Below are 21,899 nucleotides of genomic sequence, written 5' to 3'. Positions count from 1 at the left end.
GCACGCTTGACATTTTGTTTAGTTTTCAAAGATCATTTCGTTCGTCGTGTTTCAGCGACAAGATTTATCTTAACATCTTTATTCGCAGAAGTCAATAACTTTTTTATTTACTTACTTCGACATTATTTTTAATGGCGACTCTCATAATATATCATTATGATTATTAGTTGTCAACATTATTTATCACATATTTTTTTACGTTTTTCGTGACAACGAAATTAAATATATCAGGTTCAAAAACAAAGATCAAGGCCTTTTTGAAAAAAATTAAGTAAAAAGACATCCACAGTTAATTTAAGCACTTGGCTATAACTAGGATGTCCCTATATTTCAAAATTAATTAATTCTTTTTAAATTAATCTCTGTGACGCATTAATGGGAATAATAATACATCTCTAATTGATGGTGAATTTGTTAACAACATTACTAGACGGTCAATCCCAATCCCTAATCCACCTGTAGGAGGCATTCCATACTCCATAGCCTCAATATAATCCTCGTCCATCATATGAGCTTCATCGTTACCTTCTGCTCTTTCTTTTAACTGCGCTTCAAACCGTTCTTTTTGATCAATCGGATCATTTAACTCTGTAAATGCATTGGCATGCTCACGAGCCACAATAAACAACTCAAAACGATCTGTAAAGCGTTTATCTTCATCGTTTTTCTTCGCTAATGGCGAAATTTCAACTGGATGCCCATAAATAAATGTCGGTTGAATTAATTTTTCTTCCACTCTTTGTTCAAAGAACTCATTGACGATATGACCAAATGTCATATTGTCTTTTATCTCAATATTATGCTCTTTCGCTAAGACACGAGCCTCTTCATCACTCATTTTCTTCCAGAAGTCAACGCCTACATACTCTTTAATTGCATCAACGATATGAAGACGAGTCCATTTAGGCTCTAAATTAATTTCATTATCGCCATATTGAACAGTAGTAGAGCCAAGAACTTCTTTTGCAATATGAGCGATCATATTCTCTGTAAGGTCCATAATATCATTAAAATCTGCATATGCCTCATAGAGTTCAATCATAGTGAACTCTGGATTATGGCGTGTTGAAATCCCTTCATTACGGAATACACGGCCGATCTCATATACTTTTTCCAGTCCACCTACAATCAACCGCTTTAAATGCAATTCAATTGCAATACGCATATACAGCTCCATATCAAGTGCATTGTGATGCGTAATAAACGGTCTTGCAGCAGCTCCACCTGCGATGGAATGCATCATTGGTGTTTCAACCTCAAGATAGCCTCTATCATCTAAGTAGCGGCGCATAGATTGCAATATTTTACTTCTAGTAATAAAGGTTCCTCTGCTTTCCATGCTTGTAATTAGATCAAGGTAACGTTGACGATAACGTTGTTCGATATCTTTTAAACCATGGAATTTATCAGGTAATGGTCGTAGAGCCTTTGAAAGAAACGTAAATTCTTTTACTTTAATAGATAACTCCCCAACCTTTGTTTTGAATACTTCACCACTTACACCTACGATATCTCCAAGGTCGGCTTTATCAAAAGTTTCATACTGTTCCTCACCAACAGCATCTTGACGAACATAGATTTGAACTTGTCCATTTAAATCCTGAATATGCGCAAAGCCTGCTTTTCCCTTGCCGCGCTTTGTCATAATACGACCAGCAACAGAGACAACGATAGATTTTTCTTCTAGTTCTTCTTTTGAAAATTGATCATATTGTTCTTTTAGACTCTTAGTCGTATCGCTTCTTTCAAATCTTTTTCCGAACGGATCAATTCCTTTATCCCTAAATTGGGCTAACTTTTCACGTCTCACCAACAGCTGGTCATTTAATTCTTCCTGACTCATTTCATCATCTCCAAATCATTAATATAAGAAATATATGTAAAAAAACTGCCAGTGGATACTGGCAGCATCAGTAATCAAATGCGCCTTGGCGTATTTGCGCCCAGACTTTTTCGAGCTCGCTCGAAAAACTACCTTTGAAAATCGCAAGGCTCGCCGGAGGCTTTAACTTTATAACAAAGTTAAAGTTTATCCAACTCGAATACCTTCATCATCTCTTTGTTCCAGGAATGAGACATATTCTTGCAATAAAGATTCTAATTCTGCTCTTTTATTACATTCGTTTATAGCAGTGCGGACCTTTGCGTTGCCACGAAGTCCTTTTAAATACCAAGCAGCATGCTTACGCATTTCCATAATCCCCACTTTTTCACCTTTAAGCTTAATCAAGCGGTCAGCATGGAGCATACAAACCTTCACTTTCTCCTCAGGAGTCGGCGGTGCCATTAACTCCCCTGTTTCTAAATAATGAACTGTCCGATAGATCATCCAAGGGTCTCCAAGTGCTGCACGTCCGATCATGACTCCGTCACATCCGGTTGTGTCCAGCATTCTCTTAGCATCCTCAGGGGATTTAACATCACCATTCCCGATAACCGGTATATTTACGACTGACTTTACGTCTTTTATAATATCCCAGTTCGCAGTACCTTCGTACATTTGCACACGAGTACGACCATGTAGTGACACCGCTTGCCCACCGGCACGTTCAACAGCTTGAGCATTCTCTATTGCATATATATGGTTATCATCCCAGCCCATTCGCATTTTGACAGTAACTGGTTTATCTACCGCATCAACTACAGCTGCCACCATTTCATATATTTTTTCCGGATCTAAGAGCCATTTCGCTCCTGCATCACTTTTAATTATCTTAGGCACGGGACAACCCATATTAATATCAATAATATCTGCTGTTGTATTTTTCTCAACAAATTTGGCCGCTTCTACAAGAGTTTCTTTTTCACCGCCAAAGATTTGCAGACTCAAAGGCTTCTCGCCTTCATCTATAAAAAGCATGTCCATCGTTTTTTCATTTTTAAATAGGATTGCTTTATCACTTACCATTTCTGCACAAACTAATCCTGCCCCAAATTCCTTTACAATTAAACGAAACGCTGCATTACATACTCCTGCCATTGGTGCTAAAACAACTTGATTTTTTAGTTCAATATCGCCTATTTTAAACATTACCTTCACCTCTTTACAATCGGAGTACTTTTTCTCGCTCAATATATAATGATACACCTTTATCTTCTGTCAGACTATCAGCATTTATTTTAAATTGATTAAAAATATCATTATTGATCTCCAACAATGGAACAATCACAAAAGCTCTTTCAAACATTCTTGGATGTGGAACCTTTAAATGCTCCGACTCTATATTTTCGTCATTAAAGAGTAAAATGTCAAGATCTATTGTCCGCGGTCCCCAATGAATCTCTCTTTTTCTGCCAAGATCCTTTTCAAGCTTTTGTGTAAATTCCAATAATTCATGTGCTGTTAACGAGGTTCTAAGCTTTATAACCATGTTAAGGAACTTCGGTTGTTCTGTATAGCCAACTGGTTCTGTTTCAAAAATAGACGAATGGTCCATTAAGGAAATATGAGGACAATCATCCAATAATTTAATTGCAGTTAGTAAGAAATTTTCGCGGTCTCCTTGATTAGTGCCAAGTGCAAGATAAACAATATTATTCATTTTCTTCCCCTTCGAATTTCGACAGCAACTGACCTGTAATGTCCTTTAATAGGCGGGTCCGGTTTAATCAGTTTTACAGTACAATACTCTATCTTTGAAAAAGCGGCAAGTAAACTAGCAGCTAACAGTTCCGCCACCTTTTCAATCAGTTGGTAGGGCCTTCCTTCCAGTATTTCCTTTGTCATTTCATAAACTTCAGCATAGTTTACAGTTTCATTTAAGTCATCAGTTTGGCCAGCCTTCGCTAAGTCCAACTCCAATTCAAGGTCAACAATAAATCGCTGTCCTAGCCTAGTTTCTTCTGGTAAAACACCGTGATATCCGTAAAACTCCATTTTATTTAAATAGATTTTATCCATTTGACACCACCCAAGCAGCCGGTTTACCTAGCATTGCATCCATCATCCTTGCCATTCTTGTCATTTCTTTAACATCATGGACTCTTACCATGTGGCAACCTCTTTCAATACCAAGACAGACGCTTGCCCCTGTCCCCTCAACACGCTCGTCTACGGGTAGGTCTAGGGCTGTACCAATAAATCTCTTTCTTGATGTAGCAAGCAGAATAGGGTAACCGATATCTACAATCCTATCTAAATTACGCATGACCTCTAAATTATGCTCATAGTTTTTAGCAAAGCCAATGCCCGGATCGAGGATAATCTTTTCATCTGGAACTCCTGCATCTTTTACAATTGCAATACTTTCCCGTAAATCGGAAATCATATCCTCCATTAAGTTCTGGTAATCCATATTATCCCGGTTATGCATCAGGATGATTGGGACTTGATAACGGGCGGCAACCTCAGCCATTTTCGGATCGGCTTTCGCACCCCAAATATCATTAATAATATCCGCACCGGCTTCCAAGGCAAGTCTTGCAACTTCGGATTTATACGTATCAATCGAAAGCGGTATATCAAATCTCTTTTTTAGCTCTTTAATAATAGGCACAACCCGGCTTATTTCTTCCTCATCACTTATTCTTTCGTGGCCGGGTCTTGTCGATTCACCGCCGATATCTATAATATCAACCCCTTCACTAACCATCCTCTCAGCCTGCATGATCGCAGCCTCTTCGTTATTATAACGGCCTCCATCTGAAAAGGAATCAGGAGTGACATTTAAAATACCCATAATCCATGTTTTTTTATTCATATCAAGCCGTACATCACCACATGTTATGTATAATGGCTTATTTTTCATTGTATCCAAACCTTTCATTTTACAATACTCTTATCAAATACGCCTTGGTGTATTTGCGCCCAGATTTTTTCGAGCTTGCTCGAAAAACTACCTCTGAAAATCTGAGGCATCCGCCGGAGGCTTAACTTTATTCAGAATGGGTTTGTACCCTCACTGAATTTAAAACTAGGATTGCATTTATTCAACTGCTTTGGGAGTATAAAGATTCTCTGAATAAAGTTCAGAAACAGTGAAAGACCATTTGCATAAGCATCTGGTCTCATTTCACACTTTATTATTATAACCTAAATCAAATGCGCCTTGGCGTATTTGTGCCCAGCGGATATTTTCGAGCTTGCTCGAAAAACTACCTTTGGAAATCGCAAGGCTCGCCGGAGGCTTTAACCTTATTCTTCAGAATAAAGTTAACTGGTTTTAAGCTTTGGGCTGCATATTCTTGCCATAGGCTTCAATAAAATTCCGAAGCATATCTTTACCATGGGATGTGATAATCGATTCAGGATGGAATTGTACTCCTTCAATCGGCAGTTCTTTATGGCGGATTGCCATAATTTCATCATCCTTCGTCCACGCTGAAATTTCAAAACAAGCTGGCAACGTTTCTTTTTTCACAATTAATGAATGGTATCTGGTAGCAGAAAAGGGCTGTTCCAATCCCGCGAATACAGTTTTTCCATCATGATAAATATCCGATGTTTTACCATGCATTAAGTTTCGCGCACGGATTACGTCCCCACCAAACGCTTGGGCAATGGACTGATGACCAAGACAAACGCCAAAGATCGGGATCTTTCCAGCAAATGTTCGGATTGCATCTAGACTTATTCCCGCATCGTCCGGTGTACACGGTCCAGGTGAAATCATCAAAAAGTCCGGATTCATTTCCCCAATTTCTTTAATGCTGATTTCATCATTCCGCTTCACAACAAGATCCTGACCCATTTCCCCTAAATACTGAACTAAATTAAACGTAAAGGAATCATAATTATCAATCATTAAAATCACTCTGCTCACCTCGGGCTCATCTTTTCTAATCTCAACTATTTTATAGTATAATAAATTTTTCCATAAAAAAACAGTCCTAATTCTGAAAAGGACTGTTTTCTCTTTTCTACTGATTAAAGTTATTAGCCTTCAAACTGATATAAAGCAGTACTTAAATAACGCTCTCCATTGTCAGGCAAGATTGCTAATACTTTCTTTCCTTTTCCAAGTTCTTTAGCAATCTTTAAAGCAGCTGCAATCGCAGCCCCTGAAGAAATTCCGCATAGAACTCCTTCTTCACGACCGGCACGGCGAGCGTGTTCAAAAGCCTCTTCGTTATCTATTTTGATAATCTCATCATAAACCTTTGTATTTAATACTTCAGGAACGAAACCTGCGCCAATTCCTTGGATTTTATGAGGACCTGGTTTACCTCCAGATAATACAGGTGAATCAGTTGGCTCTACCGCATAGATTTTAATCTCAGGGAATCTTTCTTTCAATACTTCTCCAGCACCTGTAATTGTACCACCAGTACCAATACCGGATACAAAAGCATCAAGTTGATCCATTTGTTCTACGATTTCTTTACCTGTTGTTTCACGGTGAACTTGTGGATTTGCCGGATTTTCAAACTGCTGCGGCACGAAATATCCGTTTTCTTTTGCTAGCTCATTGGCTTTGGCAATTGCACCCTTCATACCTTCTGCACCAGGAGTTAAGACAAGCTCAGCACCATATGCACGTAATAGATTGCGTCTTTCAAGGCTCATTGTATCAGGCATAACAAGTACAGCTTTTAAACCTTTTGCTGCCGCTACCATTGCAAGACCAATGCCAGTGTTGCCACTAGTTGGCTCAATAATAGTATCGCCTTCTTTTAAATCCCCTTTTTCAAGCGCTGCTTCAATCATCGCTAATGCAATACGATCTTTCACACTGCTTCCTGGATTAAAATACTCTAATTTTACATATACATCTGCAGCATTTTCATCAGTTAATCGGTTTAATTTAACAATCGGTGTATAGCCAATTAGTTCTACAATAGAATTTGCAACGCGCATTTTCTCCCACTCCAATTCCGAGTAAATTTATTGGTGTTTAAGATTTATATTAAAACCGTATCAATTTTTCTGATAATTGTCAATTAGTTTTAATCAGCAGTTTTCGCCATAATTCATCATTTTAGGCACCCTAATCTTGTTTTGTTTTATTATAAAGATCTTCTAATTCTTGTTTTGTAAAATGATACTGTTCATTACAAAAATGACAATGTGCATCGGCCTTGCCGTCCTCTTCAATCATCGCTTTAATTTCATCCGGTCCCAAACTTACAATTGCATTGGCCAATCTTTCTTTTGAACAGCTGCATGTAAATGAAACCGGCATCTTGTCCAGAATTTTAATATCTCCAAGCAGTCTTTCTAGAATTTCTTCTGGTGTTAAACCCTCTTGGATTAACTTTGAAATTGGAGGAATCGAATTAATTTGTTTTTCAATTTTTTCAATTGTCTCATCCGTCGTTCCCGGCATTAATTGAATAATAAATCCCCCTGAAGCTAAAATGGAATGATCGGGATTTACTAATACACCGACGCCCACAGCTGAGGGAACCTGTTCTGATGCTACAAAATAATATGTAAAATCTTCACCTAATTCTCCGGAAACAAGCGGTACTTGACCCGTAAAATGCTCTCTCATGCCTAAATCTTTAACAACGGACAAAAAGCCGTTATTGCCAACAGCTCTGGAGACATCAAGTTTCCCCTTATCATTTAATTCAAAATCAACATGGGGGTTTGTAACATAACCACGGACCTCACCATGGGCATTGGCATCAACAAGAATGGCCCCGATAGGACCGCCGCCTTCAATTTTTACAGTAATTTTATCGTCGCCTTTTAGCATCGCTCCCATCATGGTTGATGCAGTTATTGCCCTTCCTAGTGCAGCAGAAGCAGTAGCCCAAGTGTCGTGGCGCCTTTGCCCCTCCGAAACCGTTTCTGTAGTTCGAATACCATAGGCTCGGACTTGGCCATCATAGGCTAAAGCTTTTATTAAATAATCAGACATCCAGTTTACTCCTTTCAGTTGCTTGGTTTCGTGCAAAAATCATTTGCAAGCCTTTTAAAGTTAAGAATGGATCAACAACATCGATTGCATCAGATTCTTTAGCAATTAGTGAAGCCAACCCGCCCGTTGCAATTACTTTCGGTTCTACAGTTGCCTCCTCCTTCATCCTTCTTACGATACCCTCAACCTGGCCGACATAACCAAATAAAATACCAGCCTGCATCGCATGTACTGTGTTTTTACCAACGATCCCATTTGGTCTAGCAATTTCTATTCGTGGCAACTTAGCCGCCTTTGTATATAATGCCTCTGTGGAAATATTTATTCCTGGGGCAATCGCGCCTCCCATATACTGCTTGTCCTCATCAATGTAACAATATGTAGTAGCCGTTCCAAAATCAACGATAATAAGCGGTGCACCATATTCGTGAATTCCTGCCACTGCATTGACAATGCGGTCTGCCCCCACTTCTTTCGGGTTATCATATTTAATATTTAACCCTGTTTTAATTCCAGGCCCGACGATCATCGGGGTAATGTTAAAGTACTTTTCACACATTCTTTCAAGCGAAAACATAATAGGCGGTACAACCGAAGATATAATAATTCCGCTTACGTCGGATGAACGGATCCCGACGTGTGTAAATAGCTCTTTAATGATCATCCCGTATTCATCTTCCGTTTTATTTCTGCTCGTTTCGATTCGCCATTGATACTTTAACTCTTCTCTATCAAATACGCCTAATACTGTATTAGTATTGCCTACATCAATAACAAAGATCATTGTTATCACCCTATTATAAGATTTTTAGCGAAAATAGGATGCCATAAAGGCATCCTATTTTTTATGAATAAAGTTTACTCTTTTGTTTCTTTATTAGTATCATCATTTTTCGTATTGATGTTAACGATGACATCTTCCTTCGTTGTTGTTGACTCTACTTTAGTCGTTGCAGCTGGCTTTTTAGGTTCATTAGCATCAACCGAGCGATCAGGCAATGTTCCATGATCAAATAAATGCCTAATTTGCTCAGCATCAAGCGTTTCAACTTCAAGTAGTGTTTTCGCAATTAAATGATGCTGTTCGGAATACTCTGTTAAGATCCTCTTCGCTTTATCGTAGCATTCTAAGATAATGCGTTGAATTTCCATATCAATTTCATGAGCAATCGCATCACTATAGTTCTGCTCATTGTTAATATCACGGCCTAGGAATACTTGACCACCAGATGCATGGCCAAATTGCATTGGGCCTAACTTATCACTCATACCATATTCAGTAACCATCTTACGAGCAATATTTGTCGCGCGTTGGAAGTCATTATGAGCACCTGTACTTACTTCTCCAAGTACAAGTTCCTCAGCTACACGTCCGCCTAGTAAGCCGGTAATTTTATCATATAACTCCGGCTTTGTCATAAAGTAACGATCTTCCTTTGGTAGCATAACTGCATATCCACCCGCTTGGCCACGAGGAACAATCGTTACCTTGTGAACCATATCGGCCTCATCTAATACAACGCCAATGATTGTATGTCCCGCTTCATGATAGGCAACAATTCTTCTTTCTTTTTCAGATACCACCCGGCTTCTTTTAGCAGGGCCGGCAATAACTCGGTCGATTGCCTCATCAATATCATCAGCTGTGATTACCTTTTGATCTGCTCTTGCAGCAACAAGTGCAGCTTCATTTAATAGATTTTCAAGATCAGCACCTGAGAATCCAGGTGTGCGCAATGCAATCGTCTTAAGATCAACATTATCAGCAAGTGGTTTATTTTTTGCATGTACTCCTAATACTGCTTCACGGCCTTTTACATCCGGACGGTCAACTGTAATTTGACGGTCAAAACGGCCTGGGCGCAAGAGTGCAGGGTCTAAAATATCAGGGCGGTTTGTTGCAGCAATGATGATAATTCCTTCATTGGCACCAAACCCATCCATCTCAACAAGCAATTGGTTTAACGTCTGCTCACGCTCGTCGTGACCACCGCCAAGACCGGCGCCACGCTGACGACCAACAGCATCAATTTCATCTATGAAGATAATACATGGTGCATTCTTTTTTGCATTTTCAAACAAATCACGAACCCTCGATGCACCAACACCGACGAACATTTCTACAAAGTCCGAACCACTAATTGAGAAAAACGGAACGCCCGCTTCTCCTGCTACAGCCCGAGCCAATAATGTTTTACCTGTACCTGGAGGCCCTACAAGCAGTACCCCTTTAGGAATTCGTGCCCCTAATGCTGCAAACTTGCGTGGGTCCTTAAGAAATTCAACAACTTCAACAAGTTCTTGTTTCTCTTCATCTGCACCGGCAACATCTTTAAAGCGTACCTTTTTCTTTTCTTCACTATAAAGCTTTGCCTTACTCTTACCGAAATTCATAACACGGCTGCCGCCGCCTTGAGCTTGGTTTAATAAGAAGAAGAACAAAATAAAAATAATGATGAAAGGAATAATCGAAGTAAAAAATGTTACCCAGCCGCTTGTTTCTTTGGCTGGTAAATTTTCAACCTTTGCGCCACTTTTCCTTAGCATTTCAGTGAAGTCTGAAGCAGTCTCTGTTTGAAGGACATATGTAACGAAAAACTGACCTTCAGGGTATGTTTTTAGCTGACCACGAACTTCGTAAACCAGCCTCTCTGGCTGAATTGTCGCTGACTTTATATCACCTTTTTCTAGGTGAGTCATGAATTGGTCATATGTTAGTGATTGCTGTTGCTGTCCTGTGCCATTAAAGAAGCTTACTACTCCAATGACAACTAAGAATATTAATAAATAAAAAATTGTATTACGGAAGATCCGATTCATTACTTACCTCCTCCTGCGAAGCAAAGAAACTATAGTAAATGGTACCATATTAGTTAAAAAAAACACAACAAATTACACTTCTAAAAAGGATATTTTTTCTATATTTTCTAATTTTGATATACTTCAGGTTTTAAAACCCCAATATATGGGAGATTCCGGTACCTTTCAGCAAAGTCAAGCCCATATCCTACAACAAAGGCATCAGGAACATCGAAGCCAACCAAATCAGCATAAAGATCCACTTTTCTTCCAGTTGGTTTATCTAAGAGTGTTACAATCTTAATTGATTTAGCTTTTCGATAGCGAAGAAGATCGACGAGATAATTTAGCGTAAGACCACTGTCGATAATATCTTCTACAATGATAATATCCCTACCCTCAACAGAGGTATTTAAGTCTTTAATAATTTTAACTTCCCCGGATGACACGGTGGAGCTTCCGTAGCTTGAAACATCCATAAAGTCCATTTCCAGATGGATGTCCATATTTTTCACAATATCACTCATGAAAAGCATCGCGCCTTTCAATACACCAATGACTAATGGGAATCGGTCTTGGTATTCCTCTGAAAGAATCGCTCCAAGTTCTTTTACCCTTTTTTGAATTTCCTCTTCCGCAATTAAAACCTCTTTAATATCGTGCTTCATTCCTAGTTCCTCCTAGAGCTCTTTGTTGTATGATATATATTGTAATAGTAAATAAAGATGACTATTGCTTTCTTCATTTTTATGTCCTTCTAGGGAATATGCCGATTTTTTTAGGCATGGCAGCCAGAGAATATGCCCATTAGCATCTTCAACGATGGGCCAAGCATCCCTTTCATCTCTTGGCACCTTCTTATCGATAAAAATATCTTTAATTTTTTTCGTTCCTTTCATACCTTTTACGGTCATTCGGTCGCCCGTTTTTCGCCTTCGAATATGTATCGGTAATGCAATCTCTTCAGCATAACATATAAAAAAATCAATTCCGTCTATTTTTTCCGGAATACTATCAATCCATTCAGCCTTAATTGAAAAACTACTTGCTACATTAACTTCCCCAGGCACAGCTAAAGTATAGGGGTTAAAGACACGCTCCTTCTTCTCTGCTTTTGGCTCAATAGCTAAAATGCATTGATTATAGGACTTCGTAACAATCAAGCCTTTTGGAAAATGTAAAATACCTGAAGGATGTTCATGGTCGAGCAAAGATAAAAGTTGATTAATATGTATTGTAGCTATATTGGAAGGAATTACTTTATAAAGATATTTTAATATTAGATGAATACCCCTTCTTTGTAAAGAAATAGGTATTCTTTTAAACTCATTAATCGCAAAAACAATTCTTGTGTCCGTCTTCGCTATTAAAACCCTTTGTAATTCCTTTTCTGCATAATCTTCTAATAACTTTTGGTCATCCGAGAGCAACTCACTTAACGTTTGAAACCGTTCTGAAACGTTTGGATTTTCTTTTTTTAAAAAAGGAAGAATATGATGCCTAAATCGGTTTCTTTGATAGTCATCTTTGTTGTTGCTTGGATCAACTCGAAATGATAAATTGCATTCCTCTATGTACTCTTCAATTTCAACCTTGGTCAAACATAAAAACGGTCGAATGAGCGTTGCATTATTATAGGGCCGCTTTACGGGTATCCCCGCTAATGATTGTCCATAGCTGCCCCTAACCATTCTCATCAGCATCGTTTCCACCTGGTCATCCGCGTGATGAGCCAAGGCAAGGTAATCTCCATTATATTTCTCTAAAACTCTATCATAAAACTCATAGCGGCAAATCCTTGCTGCAACTTGGGAGCTTACATGATGTTTTTCAATAAAACCTGGTACATCGACTGAAATCCCTTCAAATTGGATTGAATGATTTTCACAAAAGTTCTTAACAAATAGTAAATCCTCATAGGACTCCTTCCCTCTAAACATATGGTCTACATGGGCGGCCACTAATGTTAACTCCCATTTGTCTTTAATCGTCCACAAATAATGAAGCAGAGCAATAGAATCCGAGCCTCCTGAAACACCTACGACAACAACAGCATTCTCGTCAAGTAAATTGTGCCTTTCGATAAATTGCTCTACTCTGTCATGCTTCATTCCAATCTTCCTTTATAATAGTAGTATTGATTTCCATTTGTATATTGTAGCAAAAAAATCACATCATATGTCCTGCAATATAAAGAAAGTAAGCAATTAATAAAAAAACAGCAATGAGAAATGTTTCAAATACCCCTCTAAATCTATTTCTCCTGTCAGCCTTTCTTTTCATCTGTCTTGCATTTTTTAATGTTTTCGTGGTCGGTATTGATTTTGAATTTGTTTTTGTCGTGGACTGATTCACCGGTTTACTTTGTTTAATCTGAGAGCTAATTGTTTCTATCAATTCCTGTCTCATTTCCTGTGCAGAAGGATAACGTCCTTGAATCGCTTTTATTATGACCCTTTCATATTTCCTTAATGTAGGAGCTGTTTGAACGGCTTTAACTAATTCCTGAAAGTGATTTCCAAGCTCCCCTTTTTTTGAAAAGCGATGAGGAAAAGCACTATTAATCATGATCATCGCTACTGCGAATAAATCATAAGATGGTTCTGCTTTTCTTGAGCCCATACCCCAATATCCACGATCGAAAAACTCAGTAAACTCTTTGATGGAACGCCCTTTCATTGTTGTCCCGCCAACATCCAGCCATCTAACTCGTGAAGGTGGCCCTACTACTAATAAATTATCCGGTTTTAAATCACCAAACACCCACCCCTCCTCATGAAGCCGGTCTAAATCGGAAAGAAGCTGAAGCACGAGGACACTAAGCCATTCATCCCCATTCTTATTTATAAAAGATAAAAAATCATCCCCTTTTAAATATTCCATTACATAGAAATGAAGAGCTTTTCCTTGCCCGGGAAATACCCAATCATCGACATCAAGCAAAGAAGGCCCAAGGCAACCTTGGACCTTAGAAAAATGTCGTAATACATTTACCTCTGAAGTAATCGCCATACTATCATCACTTATTTTTAATGCTACTAATCCTTCCTTCCCCTCCGCTAAATATACAGTCCCTGTTGCCCCGTACCCGAGGGTTTTATGTACTGTATAAGCATGATGGTGCCATTTTCCCTTAATAACCGTTCCTCGTGCTACATTATAATCCGGCTTCTTCGATATATTCATCATCACGGGAAATCCAGCTCCTTAAATTTCGTGGCTTCTTCCTAGAGAAGTGTTGGATCGCCTCACGAATCGCAGGTCCTGTAGGTGTGATGCCACCAGATGTTAATTTCGGGAATACACTTGAAATGGAATCTAGTTTAGGCGTCCAATCTAGTATTTTATCAACCTCATCCCGTCTACCTGGGAATCCAAAAATTGAAAAACGATTTTGACCAATCCTTGAGTTTAGACTGATAGATAAATCAAACAACGCCTCCTTAACCGTAGGTATTTTATCCTTCATACTTCCACTAATATCTACTAATATTAATACCTCTAAATCAACGGTTTCCCCAAGCTCATCAACTACTTCCATCACCTCGCCGCGTTTTTCAGGTGGTAGGTCTTCGATCGTGCTTCTGCTTCCGAGTATTTGTTTTAATTCTGAATTGACAACACCTTGAAGAGTTTGCGTCATCGCTTTTCTTGTCACCATCTGAACCGTTTGTGACAGCTGCTTGGCATAAACAATTTGGCTAATACCGTTGCCACTCATGGCAATTTCCTCTATTTCCTGTTTTCCTTGATCACCAACGGAATCATTCAGCATCACGCCAATCACATTTACAGTAATTCCTTGTTCCTTTGCCAGTGCCGCCATTGCGACTGGATCTTCCCCGGAATTTGAACATCCATCCGTAATCAGTAATATTTGTTTTAGCGTTCCTTTTTTCATTCGTATCTCCTCCAACAATCAATGGTCTATTACCATCATTAACGAATAAAAAAGGAATTATACTACAAATCCATGGCATCTACCGGAGGCTATAACTTTATTCAGCCCTGAATAAGGTTATAGCGCCTTTTTACTTGGATACACCGGAATGGAGGCCCACTTTGGAATATTGTGTTGAATTTTTGCAACAATAACCGTCATATCATCTTGAATTTGCCCGCTCGTTCTAATAACTTCTTCTAGTAAAATATCTGCAATCTCCTGCGGATCCCCTGTTGAAATTTCCTTTAATTTTCTCTTCATCCATACATCATAGTTTTCTACATGGGACGGCCCTTCAAATACACCGTCACTCATCATAACGAGGATATCACCAGATTTAAGCTGATCACTTACAACATCTACCTCAAAATCTTGGATGATGCCCATCGGTAAATTGCTTGCTTCAATTTTTTTAATACTTTCACCTCGTTTTATAAAGCTTGGTGATGAACCAATTTTGAGAAACTTAACGTTGGCATCCTGAAGGTCGATCATCGCTAAATCTAATGTTGAAAAGATCTCATCGGTTGTTCTTAATGATAACACTGAATTAACAGATTTAATGGCAACTTTCTCTTCAATCCCGGATTGAAGAATTTTTTGCAATAATACTAATGTTTCATTGCTTTCTAAAAACGCTCTTTCACCATTTCCCATTCCATCGCTGATAGCGATTGCATATTTCCCGGCACCTAACTCAATCGTCGAATAGCAGTCTCCTGAAACGAATGCACCGCCTTTGGCGGCGTGCGCTACTCCTGTGTCTACTACAAAAGCTTTAGCTGAACCTAATGCAACTTGGCAATATCCATGTGGAAATGGAGCACAATCCTCTTTTTTAACAACAATTGTTTCACCTACTATATCCGAAAGCATCGGCGCGATGACCTTTTCTGCCTCCCCAGTGCCATTACAATACGGAATGCTTAATTCAATATCAACATTCCCCGATTTTAAGCTGTAAATATCAATTTGACCTAATTCAATTCCCATCCCAGCCAACGCCTCAATAATTTGGTCTTCCTGATGCTGATGATTTTCCCGCTCACGCTGTATTTCTTTTGCGAAATTATCCATCACTTGGGAAACCCCTAACAACTGATCGGCCACTAAACGTCTGCTTTCCTGTACCTGCTTTTTTAATCTTTGATTTGCATGGTAAAAAGAAAGCTCTTGTTTGATCTCCTCATACACCCTTGCCCCTTTGACACAATGGTTGTCCCACTCACGCTGTAGCGTTCTATTAGGAGGGCCAGAAGAATTTGTTTCACATTCACGCATAATTTCCAACATGTAGTCATAGGTTGTATTAAAGTTGTCCTCCCAGCATTTTGTTTTTCGAAAACAGGTTTGGCACGTTTTTTCTGTTACATTACTTAAGAAATAGTCGATCTCACGACTGTCATCTTCATCCTTATTAGTGAGCCCTTGATAGTTAAAACTATTAGAAAGCGCATGAAATAATGTCGAGAATTGTTCAACCCGCTTGGCCGTAACATCTCTTACTTTGCGCATATATTGCTGTTGTTCCTGCGCATGCTCCTCCGTACCAGGAATGAACGTAGCAATTTTTGAAATAGCTGCCTTAGGTGTCAATAGGAAGATCAGGATGGCGATGCAAGACTCTAATATTGTCGGTAGGAGATCCGTTGTGCCTTCTCCATATAAACCGATTAATAATGTACCAATTAAAAGACCAATCCCAACACCGAACTTTTTCCCGTCTTTTAATAGGCCACCTAATAGACCGGAAAACGCAAGCAAACTCATCTGATACAAGCTGGCTACATTTGCTAGGCTTAGTATTAACCCTGTAACAACGCCAACGGTGGATCCGATTGCAGCTCCGCCGATGAAGGCGAATAACATCACTAAATACCTGGATAATACATGCTCGACAGAAACATCATAAACGGACCAGCCAATCGTTCCAGTTAACACCGAGGCTAATAAAATGATTAAACAAATAATCTCTTCATTCTTTAATACTTGTTTTCTGCGGCGTATGCTTAACAAAGGCACGCTTTGTATAAAAATTAACGTTAAAATATAACCTAGGCCTGCCTCTATTATACTCATCATGATGTCATAGTAGACAAGTTCATGATTAAATACATACGTTAAAGAAAGCCTTGTTGCTAAAGATGCAATTAATACATTTAAAGGCAAAACCTTAACTCGGTCAAAGCTTATCCTTGAAAAAATCAGATAAAAGATGAAAAATGCTCCGATTGATGCAAATGTAAATCCTGCACTGGGAATCGACGTTGTTAAAGCTCCTAAAACTACGGCAATCGCAGCTTGTCCAGTCTTTTCTTTACGCATTAAAAATACGGCTGCAAAAAAAGGCAAGGCAAATGGTGCAATCTTTGCAAGAATCAAAGCCCGTCCAAGTAAAAAACCGACAAGTACCAACAGCAAACCCTTTTTAATAAAAAGATGATCTAGCTTAGCTCCTAAGCGTTCTAACCATCCCTCCATAATCCCTTGAGTTTGCGCCTGAAAAATCATCTCCCTCTCTACTTTTTGCATACAACACACTCCCCTGACTAGAAATAGTTGTCTCCTATTTAACCACAAGGTTTCCTATTTTTTTGTCAAATCATCAGGGCTAACTATAAAAAGTGTTCGACGTTATTTTATCTTGGTTTGTCAAAAAACATTGTTTTTCACTATAAAAACTTATGAAAAAAGATCACTCCGTAAAATGAAGTGATCTTTTTGTCATTATTACACCCAGCCTCTAAAATGAGATGCTTCCGCCATGCGTCTAATTCCTACCATGTAGGCGGCAAGACGCATGTTAACCTTACGTTGTTCCGCTGCGTCGTACACATTATTAAATGCTCGAACAAGGTTCTTACGCAGCTTATCATTTACTTCTTCTTCAGACCAATAATAGCCTTGGTTATTTTGTACCCATTCAAAGTAAGAAACTGTTACTCCACCTGCACTTGCTAACACGTCAGGTACAAGAAGAATGCCGCGCTCCGTTAAAATTTTGGTTGCCTCTAGTGTTGTTGGGCCATTTGCCGCTTCAACAATAATCGCTGCTTTAATATTATGGGCATTACCAGCCGTAATCTGGTTAGAAATGGCGGCCGGTACTAAAATATCACATTCTAACTCGAGAAGCTCCTGGTTCGTAATCGTGTTCTTGAATAAGTTCGTAACCATGCCAAAGCTGTCTCTTCGATCCAAAAGATAATCAATGTCAAGGCCATTAGGGTCATAAAGTGCACCGCCAGCATCGGAAATACCAACTACTTTAGCTCCCATGTCATGCATGAACTTAGCCAAGAAACTTCCGGCATTCCCGAAGCCTTGAACAACTACACGAGCCTCTTCAATGGTAATACCTCGCTTTTTCGCAGCTTCCTCAATACAGATTACGACACCTTGTGCTGTAGCCTTGTCTCTTCCTGCCGAGCCTCCAAGTACGAGCGGTTTACCGGTAATAAATCCTGGCGAATCATGTTCACGAATCCGGCTATATTCATCCATCATCCATGCCATAATTTGGGCGTTCGTATATACGTCTGGTGCTGGAATATCTTTTGTTGGACCGACAATTTGGCTGATCGCACGGACATAGCCGCGGCTTAAGCGCTCTATCTCACCCATTGACATGGAGCGTGGATCACAAATAATACCACCTTTACCACCACCATATGGAAGGTCAACAATGCCACATTTCAAGCTCATCCACATTGATAATGACTTTACTTCATTTTCATCGACTTCAGGATGGAATCTTACTCCACCTTTTGTTGGACCAACGGCATCATTATGTTGGGCACGATAACCAGTGAAAATCTTAGTTGAGCCGTTATCCATTTTTACCGGAATTCTTACAGTTAACATCTTTAATGGTTCTTTTAAAAGCTCATACATTTCCTTAGAATATCCCAATTTGTCTAACGCTTCTTTAAAAGTGATTTGTGTTGATGTCAATAAATCTAATGACTCTTCAACAATCGGAGTTGCCCTTTTTTGATCAACAGTTGTACCCATAATAGCACCTCTTATCCTAAAACTTTCTTAATACGTTCAATTGCCCAGTCAAGCTCTTCTTTATTAATAACAAGTGGTGGGGCAAAGCGGATTACCGTTTCATGTGTTTCCTTACATAATAAGCCTTCTGCTTTTAATGTTTCACAATATTTACGGGCTGGTTCTGTTAATTCAACACCGATAAACAACCCCCGGCCACGGACTTCTTTAATTTTTGGATTTTGAATTTCTTTTAATTTAGCTTTAAAATACTCGCCTAGCTCATGAGAGCGTTCTGCAAGTTTTTCTTCAACAAGTACATTCATAGCTGCAATTGAAACTGCACATGCTAATGGATTTCCTCCAAATGTTGAGCCATGTGAGCCTGGGTTAAATACCCTAAGAATATCTTTATTCGCAACAACACATGAAATTGGGAATACCCCACCGCCAAGTGCCTTTCCTAATATATACATATCCGGAACGATCTCTTCCCAGTCACAAGCAAACATTTTACCCGAACGTCCAAGACCAGCCTGGATTTCGTCTGCAATAAATAAGACATTATTTTCTTTACAAGTTTCAAACGCTTGCTTTAAGAAGCCCTGTGGCGGAATTATAATTCCTGCTTCCCCTTGAATTGGTTCAATTAAGAACGCAGCTGTGTTTTTAGTGATTGCATTTTTTAATGCATCAAGGTCACCGTAAGGGATGATCTTAATTCCTGGCAGCATCGGACCAAAGCCACGTTTGTATTCAGGGTCAGATGATAAAGAAACAGCAGTCATTGTGCGGCCATGGAAGTTTCCTGCACATGCAATAATTTCCGCTTTGTTCTCTTCCACACCTTTCACATCATAGGCATAGCGGCGAGCTGCTTTAATAGCAGTTTCTACCGCCTCAGCACCTGTATTCATTGGCAAAGCCATTTCTTTATTTGCTATTTTACAAACCATTTCATACCAAGGGCCCAACTGGTCGTTATGGAAAGCACGAGATGTTAAGGTAACACGATCTGCTTGATCCTTTAAGGCCTGAATAATCTTTGGATGACGATGTCCTTGGTTAACAGCTGAATAAGCACTTAACATATCCATGTATTTATGGCCTTCGGGGTCTTCTACCCAAACACTTTCTGCCTTCGAGATTACAATTGGCAGCGGGTGATAATTATGTGCACCGAATTTTTCAGTTTGTTCTATTAATGAAGCTGATTTTGTTTGTTTTTCTCCCACCATGTTTACTCCTCCCTAAAAACTTCTTTGTTATGTTTTGTACCTTCACTTAAATTAACGCAAGAACCATGCCAACTTTAAAAGTGTTGATTTAAAAGGCTTTAGTCATTTTATGTGCAAATAATATTTGCTATTATCTTTCCGCATCTGCAAGAATAGCAAATATTCATTGCATGAAAACTACATAAAGCTGCCAAATTTCATTGCTCTTTACCTTTGGTTTGGTAAAATATAATATAAGCATTCGTAAAAGGGGAATAAAACATGAATGGCAATCATATACAATTAAACTTAAAAAATAAATTTTTCCAACGTATTGTAGATGAAATTGATGTGGGTGTACATGCAATAAACCATGAAGGAAAAACAATAATATATAATAAGAAAATGGGCGAAATTGAAGGCATGGACTTTGATGATGTTCTTGATAAGAGTCTGTTGGATGTTTTTTCTTTTAACAAAAACGAAGACAGTACCCTGCTAGATGTCCTTCGAAACGGCACAATGATTAAAAATGCGAAGCAATCGTATTTTAATAACCGAGGAAAAGAAATAACGACCATTAACGATACAATCCCTATCGAAGAAGATGGCGTCCGAATTGGTGCCATTGAAATTGCCCGTGACGTTACAAAATTAGAGAAACTGATTAGAGAAAATATGAATAAAAAAGGGAACACCCGCTATACGTTTGATAGCATTATTGGAAGCAGCTTTGAAATTCAAGAAGTCATCGAAGCCAGTAAAAGAGCAACCCGAACAACATCATCTGTGCTTATTGTCGGAGAAACCGGGACAGGGAAAGAGCTATTTGCCCAAAGCATTCATAACGGCAGCAATCGTTCTGAAAAGCCATTTATTTCACAAAACTGCGCCGCTTTACCTGACAGTCTTATTGAAGGGCTTTTATTTGGTACGAAGAAGGGGGCCTTTACAGGAGCAATTGAACGCCCCGGTCTATTTGAACAAGCTGAAGGCGGAACCTTGCTACTAGATGAACTTAACTCGTTAAATCCCGCTTTACAAGCGAAGCTTTTACGGGTAATCCAAGAAAAAACAGTGCGCAGAATCGGGGATACAAAGGATCAGGAGATTGACGTTAGAATCTTAGCGACTATTAATGAAGATCCAATTGACGCCATTTCCCAAGGAAGAATTCGCAAGGACCTTTATTATCGGCTAAGTGTTGTTGCTCTTTTTATTCCCCCATTAAGGGAAAGGAAATCAGATATTCACGACCTTGTTCAATTTTTCATCGAAAAATATAACCATCTGTTTGGAATGAACGTTACTGGGATTGATGATAATGTTTTACATGTTTTTGAACAATATGATTGGCCGGGAAATATTCGTGAGTTGGAGCATATTATTGAAGGTGCAATGAATTTAATAGATAAAGAGGATAAAATTTCGTATGTCCATCTGCCGATACATTTTAGGAATAAGCAGCAGCTTAAGGGGGAATCAGCCCTTTCTACTCAATCTGATAACCTTTTAGTCCAAAAAGGAAGACAGATTTTGCCCCTTGATCAATATATGGAGGAAGCAGAAACATACTATTTAAACAAAGTATTGCAGCTTCATAATTTTAATATTACGCAAGCAGCAAAGACGCTCGGAATGAGCAGACAAAACCTTCAATATCGGCTTAAAAAATATAAAATAATTAAAACCGGGCAATAGCCCGGTTTTAGTCTACTTAACTAGTTTACCTCCCCGCAAACGAAAGTTCACGCTCCTGCATGACATCGGCCTCCTCAAAGTCCGTAAAATAAATAACTTCTGTTAGGACCTTGTAGCCGGACAGTTTACTGCTCTCCCTTAAAGCCTCCTCCTTACTTTCAAATTCATACATTTTGATGCTGTCATGCGAATAAAGCGTTAAAACCCACACTCTCATTTCCTCCTTGGATTAAAAAAATAATAATAACTTACTAGCCTCTACTATCATATGCAGGTCCCAAAACAAAATGCCAAAAACGTAAAAAAATGATAAAAAACACCCAAAACCTTATTTTTGGATGTCTCTTTTATCATTATGACCTCGTTATGATACTTGCTCTTGCCCATTGCTATATTCTGAGAACCATGGTATATCGAAACAAGCATAAAGTAGGGAAACCT

At 38.9% G+C, this 21,899-nt stretch carries 19 protein-coding genes; 1 reads left to right on the top strand and 18 read right to left on the bottom strand.

Features of this window, described 5'->3' with window-relative positions:
* Positions 1-355 precede the first annotated feature (355 nt).
* The 17 genes from lysS to BAZO_RS06390 all read right to left on the bottom strand — a co-directional run bounded on the left by lysS (position 356) and on the right by BAZO_RS06390 (position 19,778).
* Complete coding sequence (gene lysS, locus BAZO_RS06470; RefSeq protein WP_003330549.1) at positions 356-1,843, bottom strand: lysine--tRNA ligase; 1,488 nt, start codon at positions 1,841-1,843, stop codon at positions 356-358.
* Between the two features lie 186 nt (positions 1,844-2,029).
* Complete coding sequence (gene dusB / locus BAZO_RS06465; protein WP_003330548.1) at positions 2,030-3,031, bottom strand: tRNA dihydrouridine synthase DusB; 1,002 nt, start codon at positions 3,029-3,031, stop codon at positions 2,030-2,032.
* A gap of 13 nt (positions 3,032-3,044) precedes the next feature.
* A complete protein-coding gene (gene folK, locus BAZO_RS06460) occupies positions 3,045-3,542 on the bottom strand; it encodes a 2-amino-4-hydroxy-6-hydroxymethyldihydropteridine diphosphokinase (protein ID WP_003330547.1) in 498 nt (165 codons plus the stop codon).
* On the bottom strand, positions 3,539-3,901 hold the full coding sequence (gene folB, locus BAZO_RS06455) for a dihydroneopterin aldolase (RefSeq protein ID WP_003330546.1): 363 nt from the start codon (positions 3,899-3,901) through the stop codon (positions 3,539-3,541). Before folB ends, folK begins: the two co-directional genes overlap by 4 nt.
* Positions 3,894-4,748 carry a dihydropteroate synthase gene (gene folP / locus BAZO_RS06450; protein ID WP_039957110.1) on the bottom strand — a complete coding sequence of 285 codons (855 nt, stop codon included), beginning with the start codon at positions 4,746-4,748 and terminating at the stop codon, positions 3,894-3,896. The genes folB and folP overlap by 8 nt, the downstream gene beginning before the upstream one ends.
* 414 nt (positions 4,749-5,162) lie before the next feature.
* Positions 5,163-5,753 (bottom strand): aminodeoxychorismate/anthranilate synthase component II, encoded by a 591-nt coding sequence (pabA, locus tag BAZO_RS06445; protein WP_003330543.1) that lies wholly within the window; start codon positions 5,751-5,753, stop codon positions 5,163-5,165.
* 122 nt (positions 5,754-5,875) lie between these two features.
* Positions 5,876-6,796 carry a cysteine synthase A gene (gene cysK / locus BAZO_RS06440; protein WP_003330542.1) on the bottom strand — a complete coding sequence of 307 codons (921 nt, stop codon included), beginning with the start codon at positions 6,794-6,796 and terminating at the stop codon, positions 5,876-5,878.
* A gap of 130 nt (positions 6,797-6,926) precedes the next feature.
* Complete coding sequence (gene hslO, locus BAZO_RS06435; protein WP_003330541.1) at positions 6,927-7,805, bottom strand: Hsp33 family molecular chaperone HslO; 879 nt, start codon at positions 7,803-7,805, stop codon at positions 6,927-6,929.
* A complete protein-coding gene (locus BAZO_RS06430; RefSeq protein WP_003330540.1) occupies positions 7,798-8,589 on the bottom strand; it encodes a type III pantothenate kinase in 792 nt (263 codons plus the stop codon). The genes hslO and BAZO_RS06430 overlap by 8 nt, the downstream gene beginning before the upstream one ends.
* Positions 8,590-8,663: 74 nt before the next feature.
* Positions 8,664-10,625 (bottom strand): ATP-dependent zinc metalloprotease FtsH, encoded by a 1,962-nt coding sequence (ftsH, locus tag BAZO_RS06425; protein WP_003330539.1) that lies wholly within the window; start codon positions 10,623-10,625, stop codon positions 8,664-8,666.
* A 107-nt stretch (positions 10,626-10,732) separates the two neighbouring features.
* The gene (gene hpt, locus BAZO_RS06420) at positions 10,733-11,272 is read right to left on the bottom strand and encodes a hypoxanthine phosphoribosyltransferase (RefSeq protein WP_003330538.1); all 540 of its coding nucleotides are present in this window, start codon (positions 11,270-11,272) and stop codon (positions 10,733-10,735) included.
* A 12-nt stretch (positions 11,273-11,284) separates the two neighbouring features.
* Positions 11,285-12,715, bottom strand: coding sequence for a tRNA lysidine(34) synthetase TilS (tilS, locus tag BAZO_RS06415; protein WP_003330537.1), 1,431 nt, complete (start codon positions 12,713-12,715; stop codon positions 11,285-11,287).
* Positions 12,716-12,773: 58 nt separating this feature from the next.
* Entirely contained in the window at positions 12,774-13,793 is a 1,020-nt protein-coding gene (locus BAZO_RS06410; protein ID WP_003330536.1) for a serine/threonine protein kinase, read from the bottom strand.
* On the bottom strand, positions 13,762-14,505 hold the full coding sequence (locus tag BAZO_RS06405; protein WP_003330535.1) for a VWA domain-containing protein: 744 nt from the start codon (positions 14,503-14,505) through the stop codon (positions 13,762-13,764). The genes BAZO_RS06410 and BAZO_RS06405 overlap by 32 nt, the downstream gene beginning before the upstream one ends.
* Positions 14,506-14,622: 117 nt before the next feature.
* A complete protein-coding gene (spoIIE, locus tag BAZO_RS06400) occupies positions 14,623-17,079 on the bottom strand; it encodes a stage II sporulation protein E (protein WP_003330533.1) in 2,457 nt (818 codons plus the stop codon).
* A 198-nt stretch (positions 17,080-17,277) separates the two neighbouring features.
* Complete coding sequence (locus BAZO_RS06395) at positions 17,278-18,561, bottom strand: Glu/Leu/Phe/Val family dehydrogenase (protein ID WP_003330532.1); 1,284 nt, start codon at positions 18,559-18,561, stop codon at positions 17,278-17,280.
* Between the two features lie 11 nt (positions 18,562-18,572).
* Positions 18,573-19,778, bottom strand: a complete 1,206-nt coding sequence (locus tag BAZO_RS06390) for an ornithine--oxo-acid transaminase (protein ID WP_003330531.1) — start codon at positions 19,776-19,778, stop codon at positions 18,573-18,575.
* Between the two features lie 261 nt (positions 19,779-20,039).
* Between BAZO_RS06390 and BAZO_RS06385 the strand changes: the two genes are divergently transcribed.
* Complete coding sequence (locus BAZO_RS06385) at positions 20,040-21,458, top strand: sigma-54 interaction domain-containing protein (RefSeq protein ID WP_003330530.1); 1,419 nt, start codon at positions 20,040-20,042, stop codon at positions 21,456-21,458.
* Between the two features lie 25 nt (positions 21,459-21,483).
* Here the strand turns inward: BAZO_RS06385 and BAZO_RS06380 are convergent, their stop codons facing one another.
* Positions 21,484-21,675: a hypothetical protein gene (locus tag BAZO_RS06380; protein WP_411844530.1), complete on the bottom strand. Its 192-nt coding sequence runs from the start codon at positions 21,673-21,675 to the stop codon at positions 21,484-21,486.
* Positions 21,676-21,899: the final 224 nt, after the last annotated feature.

Origin of the sequence: Schinkia azotoformans LMG 9581 (assembly GCF_000307855.1) — a bacterium.
In the GTDB taxonomy this organism is placed as follows: domain Bacteria; phylum Bacillota; class Bacilli; order Bacillales; family Bacillaceae_J; genus Schinkia; species Schinkia azotoformans.
The sequence above is the reverse complement of the archived record's forward strand: the minus strand, read 5'-3'. Positions and strand labels throughout refer to the sequence as shown.